This window comes from Ottowia thiooxydans, assembly GCF_040548795.1.
Taxonomy (GTDB): Bacteria; Pseudomonadota; Gammaproteobacteria; order Burkholderiales; family Burkholderiaceae_C; genus Ottowia; species Ottowia thiooxydans_A.
Map to the genome: position 1 here is coordinate 419,160 of NZ_JBEPSH010000005.1, position 12,567 is coordinate 431,726.

Annotated in this window: 9 protein-coding genes; 6 read left to right on the forward strand and 3 right to left on the reverse strand. The window is 58.8% G+C overall.

The genetic code is table 11. The features are described from left to right. The first annotated feature begins 182 nt into the window (after nt 1–182). Nucleotides 183–1,148, forward strand: coding sequence for a tripartite tricarboxylate transporter substrate-binding protein (locus tag ABIE13_RS14075; protein WP_354444433.1), 966 nt, complete (start codon nt 183–185; stop codon nt 1,146–1,148). Between the two features lie 95 nt (nt 1,149–1,243). On the opposite strand, the gene ettA is transcribed toward ABIE13_RS14075, so the two are convergent. Next, nucleotides 1,244–2,905 (reverse strand): energy-dependent translational throttle protein EttA, encoded by a 1,662-nt coding sequence (gene ettA / locus ABIE13_RS14080; RefSeq protein ID WP_354444435.1) that lies wholly within the window; start codon nt 2,903–2,905, stop codon nt 1,244–1,246. A 1,380-nt stretch (nt 2,906–4,285) separates the two neighbouring features. Here ettA and ABIE13_RS14085 point away from each other — a divergent pair. Then, entirely contained in the window at nt 4,286–6,178 is a 1,893-nt protein-coding gene (locus ABIE13_RS14085; RefSeq protein ID WP_354444437.1) for a DEAD/DEAH box helicase, read from the forward strand. Nucleotides 6,179–6,411: 233 nt separating this feature from the next. On the opposite strand, the gene ABIE13_RS14090 is transcribed toward ABIE13_RS14085, so the two are convergent. Next, on the reverse strand, nt 6,412–6,888 hold the full coding sequence (locus ABIE13_RS14090) for an Lrp/AsnC family transcriptional regulator (RefSeq protein WP_354444439.1): 477 nt from the start codon (nt 6,886–6,888) through the stop codon (nt 6,412–6,414). 101 nt (nt 6,889–6,989) lie between these two features. Between ABIE13_RS14090 and ABIE13_RS14095 the strand changes: the two genes are divergently transcribed. Genes ABIE13_RS14095 through ABIE13_RS14105 form a run of 3 tightly spaced genes read left to right on the forward strand, consistent with a single transcriptional unit; the run spans nt 6,990 to nt 10,078 of the window. Next, a complete protein-coding gene (locus tag ABIE13_RS14095) occupies nt 6,990–8,243 on the forward strand; it encodes a diaminopropionate ammonia-lyase (RefSeq protein WP_354444706.1) in 1,254 nt (417 codons plus the stop codon). A gap of 17 nt (nt 8,244–8,260) precedes the next feature. After that, entirely contained in the window at nt 8,261–9,034 is a 774-nt protein-coding gene (locus ABIE13_RS14100; protein ID WP_354444441.1) for a LamB/YcsF family protein, read from the forward strand. 39 nt (nt 9,035–9,073) lie between these two features. Beyond that, complete coding sequence (locus ABIE13_RS14105; RefSeq protein ID WP_354444443.1) at nt 9,074–10,078, forward strand: Bug family tripartite tricarboxylate transporter substrate binding protein; 1,005 nt, start codon at nt 9,074–9,076, stop codon at nt 10,076–10,078. Nucleotides 10,079–10,186: 108 nt separating this feature from the next. Here the strand turns inward: ABIE13_RS14105 and metK are convergent, their stop codons facing one another. After that, nucleotides 10,187–11,374, reverse strand: coding sequence for a methionine adenosyltransferase (gene metK / locus ABIE13_RS14110; RefSeq protein WP_354444708.1), 1,188 nt, complete (start codon nt 11,372–11,374; stop codon nt 10,187–10,189). Between the two features lie 146 nt (nt 11,375–11,520). Here metK and ABIE13_RS14115 point away from each other — a divergent pair, with 146 nt between their 5' ends. Beyond that, a complete protein-coding gene (locus tag ABIE13_RS14115; protein ID WP_354444445.1) occupies nt 11,521–12,357 on the forward strand; it encodes a lysophospholipid acyltransferase family protein in 837 nt (278 codons plus the stop codon). Nucleotides 12,358–12,567: the final 210 nt, after the last annotated feature.

Genomic DNA, 12,567 nt, shown 5'->3' on the forward strand with positions numbered 1-12,567 from the left:
GATGGCGGTTCCTTTGAAGACTAAATTTAGTACATTGGGGTTTGTCTGGAGTAAATTCCTCCCTGAAAATGCACCAATAGTTCTTTAAATAATTCATTATTTGCGTGATGCATTTATCCCGTATCCCTTGGTTTCCCATTAAATTCTGGTACGAAAAGCGCCGGTTTTTTTTCTGGAGCGTCATGCTTTCCACGCTCCTGGCGTTCTTGACCTTGGTGTCTCCCGCATCTGCGCAGGCTACCGGTCCCATCGTCATCGTGGTTCCTTACGCGCAGAACGGCCCGACAGACCGCACCCTACGCGCCATGGTCAAACCGCTCAGCCAGGCGCTGGGGGGCGCTCAAATCACGGTAAAGAACGTCGCCAGCCCAGGGGGCGTCCAAGGCTTGGACGAGGTGGCCAAAGCCAAGCCCGATGGTCAAACCTTGCTTTTCACAAACACCAACGTGGCCTTGTTGCCTGCGCTCGGTGAGAAGCTCCCCTTCGATCCGCGCAACGATTTCAGCTATCTGGGCCTGGTCCTCGAGTCTCCCATGGTGGTATTGGGCAGGCCTTCACTGGAGGCGTCGACTCCAGAAGAGTTGGCGCAATGGCTCACTCGCACCAACGGAAAACAAATACGACTGGCTGATGCCGGTGCGGGCTCGGCGTCCTACCTGTGCGGATTGTTCCTGCAGAGCCTGGTTCGCAAGAGTTTTTCTCGCCAGGACTTTCCAGGTAGTGCCCCGGCCATGACGGCACTGAAGGAAAACAAGGTAGATGTGCTTTGCGATCAGACACCTTCTGTCAAAGCCCCCCTGGCCGCAAAACAGGTACGTGGTTATGCCGTGACCACCGGCACGCCCATGACTTCAGCGCCGTTCGCTGAGTTGACCACGCTGCGCCGTATGTTCTCGCGTGAGTTGGAGCTTTCCATCTGGCACGGTTTCTACGCTCCCAAGGGAATGAGCCGCGAGATGCAAACCAGACTCAACGCCGCCATTCGCCAGGCTGCAGCAGACCCGGCGTTCGTTGCTGACCAGCAAAGCCAGGGGGTCGTCATGGTGAGCGGCGGGCGCTTGACGCCTGACGGACACAAGGCCTACGTGGAGCAGACCATTCCGTTTTGGCAATTGATCGTCTCTGTCAGCAAATCCGGCGGCAAGTAGGGCAGGCCGGCTGAATTGATCCCTCGCCTTCCCTTTTCCCCCGCGTATTGGGTGCGGGAGAGCAGGGCAGCAGGCGAGTGCCAGGCAGACAGGCCTTATTTCAGAGCCTTGTAGCGCACACGGTGCGGACGAGCACCTTCTTCTCCCAGGCGCTTGATCTTGTCAGCTTCGTATTCCTGGTAGTTGCCATCAAAGAAGTTCCATTGCGAATCGCCTTCTGCTGCCAGGATGTGGGTGCAGATGCGATCGAGGAACCAGCGGTCATGGCTGATCACCATCACGCTGCCTGCAAACTCAAGCAGCGCGTCTTCCAGCGCACGCAAGGTTTCGACGTCCAGGTCGTTGGAGGGTTCATCGAGCAGCAACACGTTGCCGCCCTGCATCAGGGTCTTGGCAAGATGCAGGCGACCGCGCTCACCGCCAGACAACGAGCCGACTTTCTTTTGCTGGTCCTGGCCGTTGAAGTTGAAGCGCCCGGCATAAGCGCGGCTTGGCATCTGGAATTTGCCCACGGTGATGATGTCCAGGCCACCCGAGATGTCTTCCCAGACTGTCTTCTCGTTGGCGAGATCATCACGGCTTTGGTCGACGAAGGCCATTTTCACGGTCTTGCCGATGGTCACTTCGCCAGCGTCAGGTTTTTCCACACCGGAGATCAACTTGAACAGCGTTGATTTACCTGCGCCGTTGGGGCCAATGATACCGACGATGGCGCCAGCCGGCACCTTGAAGCTCAGGTTGTCAATCAGCAGGCGGTCGCCAAAGCTCTTGCTGACGCCCTTGAATTCGAACACTTCGGCGCCCAGGCGCTCGGACACAGGAACGAAAATTTCCTGAGTTTCGTTTCGTTTTTGGTATTCGTAATCGGAAAGCTCTTCGAAGCGTGCCAGGCGGGCTTTGGATTTGGCTTGCCGGCCCTTGGGGTTCTGGCGTGCCCACTCGAGTTCTTTCTTCATCGCCTTGGCACGAGCATCTTCGGTTTTTTGCTCTTGCTTCAGGCGGGCGTCTTTCTGTTCCAGCCACAAGGAGTAGTTGCCCTTGTAAGGAATGCCGTGGCCTCGGTCGAGTTCCAGAATCCACTCGGCGGCGTTGTCCAGAAAGTAGCGATCGTGGGTGATGGCCACCACTGTTCCAGAGAAGCGCTTGAGGAAAATCTCCAGCCACTCGACCGATTCGGCGTCCAAGTGGTTGGTCGGTTCATCGAGCAGCAGCATGTCGGGCTTGGACAGCAGTAGTTTGCAAAGTGCCACACGGCGTTTCTCACCGCCAGAGAGCTTGCCAATGACAGCATCCCATGGGGGCAGACGCAGCGCATCTGCTGCGATTTCCAGCTGATGCTCGCTATCCGTGCCCGCCGCGGCAATCACGGCCTCCAGCTTGCCCTGCTCTTCACTCAGGGCATCGAAATCAGCATCCGGCTCGGCATAGGCAGCGTAGATCTCATCCAGACGTGCCTTGGCGGTGTTGACTGCACCCATGGCCAAGTCTACTTCCTGGCGTACCGTGTTCTCAGGGTCGAGTTGAGGTTCCTGGGGCAGGTAGCCGATGTCCAGGCCTGCCATGGGAATGGCTTCGCCTTCGATATCCTTGTCGATACCGGCCATGATTTTCAGCAGCGTCGATTTTCCGGACCCGTTCAGGCCGAGGACGCCGATCTTGGCGCCAGGGAAGAAGCTGAGAGAAATGTCCTTCAGGATGTGCCGCTTTGGCGGCACGATCTTGCCGACGCGGTTCATGGAAAAAACGTATTGGGCCATGGTGCTCTACTCTTGAATACTCTATAAGTGATAGCTGAATGCGCAGGTCTGGCGGTAGTCTATGGCCCATTTGGCCTCAGGGACTACTGCTGGCGCGGCAAGCTTTTTGGGCCGGCAAACGAGGATGCGCTCTCTCCCCAGCCGGCAAATCAGCAGAGATTATCGACGCAGAGGCGATCCGCAGGGCAGTAGTGGGGCATTTGACACGTCAAATGAGACGTCTCGAGAGGTGTCTTCTCGCGGTGGGGCTGGGAAACAGTTGCGGTGGGCTGTTATGCCGTGGGTACCAGGAAGCGCTGTTTGGGATGGCATCGACTTGGGCTCCAGAACCCTGGGGTATGGGCTGTTTAACTCTCTCTCCCTCTGGGAGGGGGGTGAGGACATGCAGCGGTTGATTGGCCCGTTGCGGTAACTAATTGCCTTCTGCTTTGGTATTGAGGTCGGAGGCCGGGATATGCGCCCGGCAGCGCACCTACGTTTCTTTGCTCCGCCAAAGAAATGTAGGCCAAAGAAAGGCGGCCCCAAGTCCGCGTCCCTGCGCTTCGCTCCGGGCAGCCTGCGATGCTCGGTCCAGGGGCGGTGCCGCCGAACTCACTTCGTTCACTTCGCTCTCTACGTTCAAACAGCGGCGGCAAGCTAGATCACGAAGCAAGAGCATCTTGCAGTGCTCTTGCCCGCCCCTGGCCCTGCGCTTCTCAGCGCGGCCAAAGGGGTGGGATACCCATTCGGGCCATCGCTGCGCTCGGCCCTGAGACTATCAGTCGCAAGTGAAGGGTTTTACTCCCTCTCCTGCGGGCGGGCGCCCGGCTAGGGGAGAGGGCGGGGCGGGGCCGGCCAACCGGTGAGGGTCTGCAGCCTTACACCAAACACCAAGTTTCTTAAGAACCCGTTGCCCCGCTTTCATCATCAACGCCTGGGCGTTCAATGGAGTCCAACTATTCTGGAGGCGCCGTCTACCCTCACCCCTGGCCGGGCGCCCCCACCCTCTCCCCTAGCCGGGCGCCCGCCCGCAGGAGAGGGAGCCAAAATCAAAAGGCCGCGGAGCAGGCCACGCGGCTGTAGCCGCGGAGCTGGCTTTGCCAGGCCGCTGGCTGCGTCCCCCTCAGGGGGAAGGCGCGACAGCGCCTCAGGGGGGGAGCCCCATTACTCCAGGCCGCTGGCTGCGTCCCCCCCGGGGGATGGCGCGTAGCGCCTCAGGGGGGTATAATCAATTTGCTTGCGGAACACCAGTTCGCCGCAACGCCAGCAGTTTTGCTGGGGCTTCATGCGCAATCATCTTTTGTGTGAGCCCATCTCTGAACCCGATCTGCCCTTTACTGGCCGGTGATCCACCGGAGCGGGCAGGCGCCAAGCGCCATAAGAATACAGGCGCCTCCTTTAATGAACTTTGAAGATCTGAATCTGGCCGAGAATATTCTCAAGGCCGTGCATGAGCAGGGCTACACGCAGCCCACTCCCATCCAGGCGCAAGCCATTCCTGCCGTCCTCGACGGCCACGACTTGCTGGCCGGTGCACAAACCGGTACTGGTAAGACGGCGGGATTCACACTCCCCCTGCTGGACAAACTGAGCCGCACACAGCCAGCACAACCCGGTGCCATCCGCGCTCTGGTGTTGGCCCCCACCCGTGAGTTGGCCGCACAGGTTGAAGAATCTGTTCGCACCTACGGCAAATACCTGGATCTCACGTCCACCGTCATCTTTGGCGGTGTAGGCATGAACCCCCAGATCAACCGCATCAAACGCGGCGTTGATATCCTGGTGGCCACACCTGGCCGTCTGCTGGATTTGCAAGGTCAGGGCTTTATTGACCTGTCCAACGTCGAAATCCTGGTGCTCGACGAGGCCGATCGCATGCTCGACATGGGTTTTATCCATGACGTGAAAAAAGTGCTGGCCATGTTGCCCAAGGCCAAGCAGAGCCTGCTGTTCTCCGCCACCTTCAGCGACGAAATTCGCGAATTGGCTGGCAACCTGCTCAAGGATCCCAAGAGCATCCAGGTCACCCCTCCCAACACGACGGTGGAATTGATCAGCCAACTGATCTACCCCGTGGGCCGTACCCGCAAGAAAGAAGTGCTGGCGCATTTGATTGGCGAGGGCAATTGGACCCAGGTCCTGGTGTTCACCCGCACCAAATACGGCGCCAACAACGTGGCCGAATACCTTTGCAAGCAAGGTATCAAGGCGATGGCCTTGCATGGCAACAAGAGCCAGAGCGCGCGTACTCAAGCGCTGGCTGAATTCAAGAGCGGTGACCTGCGCGCCCTGGTCGCTACCGATATCGCAGCGCGCGGTATCGATATTGATGAGTTGCCGCACGTCGTCAACTACGACATCCCCAACGTATCTGAAGACTACGTGCACCGTATTGGCCGTACTGGCCGCGCGGGCGCAACCGGGCAAGCTGTCAGCTTGGTTTGCCTGGACGAAGAAGGCTTCATGATGGAGATCGAACGCTTCACCAAGCAGCAGATCCCTGTGCAGATCCTTGAAGGCTTTGGCCCTGCCGAAGACGAGCGGGCGGAGCCTATTGCCATGGGCCGCCAAACCCTGTGGGGTGGCCTGGGCAAGCCGCCTGGCCGTGATGTCATGATGGCTGCGGCCAAGGCCGCACGCCAGGACATGATGCAGCGCATTCGTGAAAACAAGGCAGGCCAAGGTGGGCGCGGACAAGGCGGACGCGGCCAACCTCAAGGCCGACGTCCCGCGCGTTCAGAAGGCGCTCCCTACGCTAATGGCGGTCATGATGGTGCGCAAGCAGGTCCTGACGGCGCGCTGGATGACGGAGCACCACCACGGCATAACCAGAACGGCGAGCGCTCACAGGGCCAGCCGGGCAACGGCCGCAACAGCCGTCGTCGTCGGGGCCGTGGAGGCAACGGCGGGCCAGGGCAGGCACAAGGACCGGGGCAAGCTCAGGGTCAACGCCCTCCGCAGCATCATCAACCTCGTGAAGCGAACTTCGATAGCGATTACGACGACCGCGAGCCGGATCACCTGCCGCGCAACATCGATCCGCTGCAGACCAATCTGCACGGCAAGCGCCATCGCACAGGCCCCAGCCATGGCGCCGCAGGCCAACCAGATCCTATGCGCACGAGCATCGATCTGATGGGTAAATCCGGTGGTGGCAACCGTAACCGGGGCGGCCGTCCAGGCGGTGGCTTCGGAGGTGGCGGTGGACCTCGAGGCGGTAGCGGCGGCGGCGGTGGTGGCGGCCGCGGTGGCAACTGGCGCGGTGGTGGTGGCGGCGGCGGCTTTAGCCGTTGATTTAGCAGCTTCCCTTCACCAACAAGAGACCCTGGCCACAAGCCAGGGTTTTTTCTTTGGCGCGCTCTGTCTTTGGAGATCACTGGCCGATGGGCATACTTGGTTCAGTGGGGCATGTTCGGCCGCACGTGCTGTGTGGCCCGCTCTAGAGGCGCGGCCATGGTTGCGAAGGCGTGCCATGCATGTGCAGGTGTTGACGGGTCAGCACAAAAGGTGCGCAGATGGACTGGCGTTCATAGGTCCGTGGCTTCTATGGGGATTTTGAAGCTGGCTTTGATCGTATCCATGGACACCAGCGTTCTGAATCGCTTCACATTGTTGCTCTTAAAGAAGAGTTTGCGAGTCAGAGCGGTGTATTGCGCCATGTCCCTTACGGCCAGGATGAGTATGAAATCCCACTCGCCTGTGACGTAATAGCACTGCTGCACCTGCGGGCATTTTGCAAAAGCTGCTTTCATCGCATCCAGCAGGTCAATGCGCTCACTTTCGGTTTCGACCGATGCAATGATGGTCAGCGGGTGGCCGAGCGCGGGCCCAGACAACACGGCCCCATAGGACTTGATGACGCCCGCAACAGCCAGGCGTTTTAGCCGGCGATTGACGGCAGCGGTGGACAGATGAACGCGTTCTCCTAGCGCGGCTTGAGAGGTCTGACTGTCTTGCTGAATCAGCTCAAGCAAGCGGAGATCACATGAATCTAGTTCTAGCATGCTTAAACGCAATACTTTTGCGTTGGATGGTTAAAACAAGGGATATTATTAATCGAAGGTGTTAATAAAATTGTGTGAGCTACACAATCTTTATTACCCCCGTGTCCTATCTACTCAATCCTTTCACAGGTTCCAACCCGCATCGGGATCCTCGACTTTCTCTCTCGAGCGTGGAGGATGTCCGGTCCGTTGTAAGCACGGTTTTCGACTACTCGCCGACACCTCTGGTGAGCCTGTCCTCTCTGGCGCGTAAGTTGAATCTTGCTGAACTCGCCGTCAAGGACGAAGGGAGCAGGCTAGGACTTAAAAGCTTCAAAGCGCTTGGAGGTGCGTACGCTGTTTTTCGACTTGCTTTGGAGCAAGCGGGTAAGCGTTCGGGCCGGAGCATTTCCATAAATGAGTTGCCGTGCTCCCCGACAGGAAGCTTGGACTCGTCGACCCAACCACTTGAGGCAGGCAGCGCGGCGTTTCAGGCGGTGGCGCGAGAGATGGTGTTTGCATGTGCGACCGATGGAAACCATGGCCAATCGGTTGCAGCAGGAGCCAGCCTGATTGGTGCACGTTCCATCATATTTGTGCACGAAGGCGTCACACAAGCTCGAAGGGATGCCATTGCGCGGTTCGGCGCTGAAATCAGGGTCATCAGCGGAAGCTACGACGATGCTGTTTCGGAATGCGCCAAGGCCTCACTGGCTCAAGGCTGGACACTGCTTTCAGACACCACATGGCCGGGATATGAGGATGTCCCGCGCTGGGTGATGCAGGGATACACCCTGATTTCTGCAGAGGTTTGCGAGCAACTGTCTGCGCCGCCGACACACGTATTTTTGCAGGCGGGAGTGGGAGGCTTTGCTGCTGCGCTGTGTTCTTCCATGTTCGAAGCATGGGGGCCAGCGACGAAATTTATCGTTGTTGAGCCTGAACGTGCAGCATGTCTTCTGGCCAGTGCCCGCGCAGGTAAGCCCATTGCAGTTGCCCCGCAGGAGCCTACCTTGATGTCCATGCTGGAGTGTTACGAGCCGTCCTTGTTGGCATGGAAGGTGCTCACTCCGATAGTGCATTCGTTCATGACGGTGAATGAAGATGAGGCCATTGGCGCCATGCAGCAGCTCGCTCTTCCCGAAGAGGGTGATGTTGCCATCCTTGCAGGCGAGAGCGGATCTGCCGGGATGGCGGCGCTGCTTTCGGCCTTTGCTGATCCTGAATTGACAAGTGCCCTTGGGCTGAGTCAGAGCTCCAGGGTCCTGGTCATCAATACAGAGAGCGCTACCGACGAAGCCCGTTACGAGGAACTTGTCGGAGTTCCCGCTTCAACCGTGCGTGAGAACGCGCGGCGATCTTTTGCACGAACCTAAACAAGGACAAGTACTCGATGAACAAACAGATCAATCTCAATGCGGACATGGGCGAAAGCCATGGCAGCTTCAAGGTGGGGTGCGATGCCGAACTGATGAAGGTCATTCGATCTGCCAATATCGCCTGCGGTTTTCATGCGGGCGATGCCACCGTCATGACAAAGACCGTGAGGCTGGCGCTGGACAACGGGGCGTCAATTGGAGCGCATCCTGGCTTCAATGACATCTGGGGTTTTGGACGCCGCCAGATCAGGATGGACCCCAAGGATCTGGAATACATGATTACGTATCAGATCGGGGCGCTCCAGGCGATTGCAGGGGCAGCCAATGCCAAGGTTACTCACGTGAAGCCTCACGGTGCACTGAACAACATGGCTCATCACGATCTCGACATTGCGATGGCCATTGCGCGCGGAATCAAGGCGGCCGACCGAGAGCTGATCTTCGTGGCGAATGCTTGTTCGGAGATGGTCACGGCCGGTCATGCGCTGGGTTTGAAGGTGGCGGAGGAAGCTTACGTCGACCGAACGTATAGCGATACAGGTCTCATGACATCCCGATCACTGCCTAACGCCATGATTCACGATGCAGATGTGGCGGTCCGCCAGGTCATTTCGTTCATGGAGGAGCAAGCCATCATCACTACATCTGGCAAGAGGCTGCCGTCGGCGATCAAAAGCTTCTGCACTCACGGAGACGAACCCACGGCCCTGGCACTTGCCGCCAAGGTCCGAGCTGAGCTCGAAAGGCAGGGCATAGATGTCGTGCCTCTGCCCGAGATGTCCTTCTAGGCCGTCCTGACTCGTCCCATTCCCCATTGAAAGGTATCCATGTCTAATCGCTTCATTTTCAGGCGCTTTCCCGGGGTGCTGGCTTCAGCTTGCGCGGCTCTCGGATTGCTGGTGCCCTTGCAGGCTGTGGCGTCAGATCCCACTGGCTATCCCACCAAATCTATTCGCATCATCGTGCCCTTTCCAGCTGGAGGGTATTCAGACAATCTTGCACGACTCATCGCCACGGATATGACCAACACCTTCGGTCAGAGCGTGGTGGTCGATAACCGCCCTGGGGCCGGAGGCAACATTGGTGCAGATGCGGTCGCGAAGAGCAATCCCGACGGGTATACCTTGTTGATGGGGACCATTGGAACCCAGTCCATCAACTCGCATATCTATAAGAAAGTTCCGTTCGACGCAGCCAAGGACTTTGCGCCGGTGGCCTTCGTCGCCGACGCAGAAACCGTATTAGTCGTCAATCCCAAGGTTCCGGCTCGCTCACTCAAGGAACTTATCGAACTCGCCAAGGGCAAGCCGGGAGATTTGACATTCGCCTCGGGTGGGCCTGGAACGACGAGCCATCTGGCGGGCGAACTGTTCAAGTCAGTGACTAAGACCTACATCACCCACATTCCTTACAAAGGAAACGTGCCGGCGCTCACGGATCTGGTAGCCGGGCAGGTTTCACTTTCATTTGCCACTTTGCAGCCGGCCTTGCCTTTCATCAATTCTGGCAAGTTAGTTCCATTGGCAACCTTGGGAGGCAGCAGGGCCCCAGCCCTGTCTTCCGTGCCCACGCTTGCAGAATCGGGTCTTAAAGATTTTGAAGTGAGAAACTGGACGGGTTTGCTCGCACCAGCAGGCACGCCGCCGGCCATTACTCAGAAGCTGGCGCTCATGGTCGACAAGACCATGACTTCGCAGAATGTGAAAAGCATGCTTGCGGCACAGGGACTCTCCTACACAAAAATGGGGCCCGAGGAGTTTGGGCGCTTCATACGGGATGAGTCGGCCAAATGGTCGGCAGTGGTCAAGTCCGCCAACGTCAAGGTGGACTAGGGGGATGCGTTAGCACGCCCTCACTCCAAGCATCACGGCGCTCCCGGCGCCGTGATGCTTGTTGCATGGTCCGTCTTGAAATTGTTCAGGACGTGGGCGCCACAGCCCTCAGGAGGGCAGGCCGGCTTCTGCGCGCAGCAAGGCTGCTTTGTCGGTCTTTTCCCAGCTGAACTCGGGTTCTTCGCGACCAAAGTGGCCGTACGCAGCGGTCTTTTGGTAGATCGGGCGCAGCAGGTCCAGCATCTGGATGATGCCTTTGGGGCGCAGATCGAAATGCGCCCTCACCAGCTTGGCGATTTCGTGGTCAGGGATGGCGCCAGTTCCTTCTGTGTACACCGTGATGTTCATAGGCTCAGCGACACCAATGGCATAAGCGACCTGGATCTGGCATTGGCGTGCAAGCCCGGCTGCTACGATATTCTTGGCGACATAACGTGCCGCATAGGCAGCACTGCGGTCCACTTTGGTTGGATCCTTGCCGCTGAACGCACCACCGCCGTGCGGGCAGGCGCCGCCATAGGTGTCCACGATGATCTTGCGGCCGGTCAGCCCGCAGTCGCCTTGTGGACCGCCGACGACGAAGCGACCTGTGGGGTTCACCAGATACTTGGTGTCTTTCAGCCATTCTTTTGGCAGCACCGGCTTGATGAGCTCCTCAATGATGGCTTCATTGAAGCTGGCCTTCATCTTGGTCTGCGTTTCGCTTTGATCTGGGCTGTGCTGGGTCGAGAGCACCACGGTATCGATGCTGTGCGGCTTGCCGTCCACATAGCGCATGGTGACCTGGCTCTTGGCGTCCGGGCGCAGGAAAGGCAGCTTGCCACTCTTGCGCAGTTGAGCCTGGCGTTCCACCAGTCGATGCGCGTAGTAGATCGGTGCAGGCATCAGCTCGGGTGTTTCATCACAAGCGTAGCCGAACATCAGGCCTTGGTCGCCCGCACCGGTGTTCAGGTGGTCATCAGACGCCTGATCCACGCCCTGGGCGATGTCGTTGCTCTGCTTGTCATAGCAGACCATGACCGCGCAGCCTTTGTAGTCAATGCCGTATTCGGTATTGTCGTAGCCGATGCGCTTGATGGTGTCTCTGGCCACCTGGATATAGTCGACCACCGCGTTGGTGGTGATTTCACCCGCCAGAACGACCAGCCCGGTGTTGGTCAGGGTCTCGGCAGCCACGCGTGAGCGCGGGTCTTGCGCGAAGATCGCGTCGAGAATGGCATCTGAAATCTGATCGGCCACCTTGTCAGGGTGCCCTTCGGAAACCGATTCGGAAGTAAAGAGAAAGCTATTCGCCAGTTCCATTGAATAAACTCCAGCAGTTACGGAAAAACGCGTTGCCGTCAACCTTTTGGGAGCCCTGGCGAACGCTTTAGCAGAATTTTTTCAAGTCGCCCTGCAAGTTGCTCTGTTAACTCGGCGACAGAATCCATCTTACCCGATCCATGCTGACCTTTTACCGTTTGATGTCCAGGTGGCCTCTCGTGCTGCTGCATGCCGTGGGCGCTATCCTGGGATGGCTGGCATGGTTGCTGTCGCCTACATACCGTCGCCGCTTTGCCCAGAACGCGTTGCAGGCAGGTTACAAGTTCCAAGAGGTGCGCGCTGCTGTAGGGCATGCTGGCCGCATGGTCGCGGAAACGCCGCGCCTCTGGTTCGGGCCTCCGGTGCCCATGCAGTGGCTGGGCACCGAAGCTGTGGATGCGGCCTATGCGGCGCGCAAAGGCATTGTTTTTCTGACGCCGCACATGGGCTGCTTCGAAATTACAGCCCAGGGGCTGGCAGAACGTTACAGCGCAGAATACGGTCCCATCACAGTGCTCTATCGCCCAGCGCGGCAGGCTGCGCTTGTGGAGGTCATCGAAACGGCGCGTCGCCGGGAGGGCCTGGAAACGGCTCCCACCACGTTGGGGGGCGTACGGCAGATGATCAAGGCGCTGCGTGCCGGCCAGGCCGTAGGCTTGCTGCCAGACCAGGTTCCTCCTGATGGCATGGGCCAGTGGGAGTCCTTCTTTGGCAAACCTGCCTACACCATGACCTTGGCCGCTCGCTTGATTTTGCAAACCGGCGCGACACCGCTTCTGGTGTGGGGTGAGCGGTTGCCGCGTGGGCAGGGGTTCCGGTTGCGTTATCAGGCGCTGGCCCAACCCTTGGCCAATGACCTGGATTCAGCTGTGGCGCAGATCAATGCGGAGATGGAAAGCTTGATCAGGCAGTGTCCGCAGCAGTATTTGTGGGGGTATGGGCGGTATAAGCTCCCTAGGACGTTGACTCCCCCCTGAGTCGCTTACGCGCCTTCCCCCCAGGGGGACGCCACTGGCGGCCGGGCCAAGCCCGCTCCGCTGTGGCCCTCGCATGGCCTGCTCCGCGGCCTTTTGGGTGGGGGAGGGGTGGTTTGTGAGGAGAGGGGCGCCGGGGTCGCGGGCGGCGTCTTCAAGGGACGCAGCCAGCTTCGCTGCTACCTGCGGATGGCCTGCTCGGCGGCCATTTGG

Excerpts from the sequence above, each read along its gene's own strand:
- ABIE13_RS14105 (WP_354444443.1), top strand. The coding sequence starts at position 9,074 with ATGTCTAATCGCTTCATTTTCAGGCGCTTTCCCGGGGTGCTGGCTTCA.
- ABIE13_RS14085 (WP_354444437.1), top strand. The coding sequence starts at position 4,286 with ATGAACTTTGAAGATCTGAATCTGGCCGAGAATATTCTCAAGGCCGTG.
- ABIE13_RS14075 (WP_354444433.1), top strand. The coding sequence starts at position 183 with ATGCTTTCCACGCTCCTGGCGTTCTTGACCTTGGTGTCTCCCGCATCT.
- ettA (WP_354444435.1), bottom strand. The coding sequence starts at position 2,905 with ATGGCCCAATACGTTTTTTCCATGAACCGCGTCGGCAAGATCGTGCCG.
- ABIE13_RS14100 (WP_354444441.1), top strand. The coding sequence starts at position 8,261 with ATGAACAAACAGATCAATCTCAATGCGGACATGGGCGAAAGCCATGGC.
- ABIE13_RS14115 (WP_354444445.1), top strand. The coding sequence starts at position 11,521 with ATGCTGACCTTTTACCGTTTGATGTCCAGGTGGCCTCTCGTGCTGCTG.
- ABIE13_RS14090 (WP_354444439.1), bottom strand. The coding sequence starts at position 6,888 with ATGCTAGAACTAGATTCATGTGATCTCCGCTTGCTTGAGCTGATTCAG.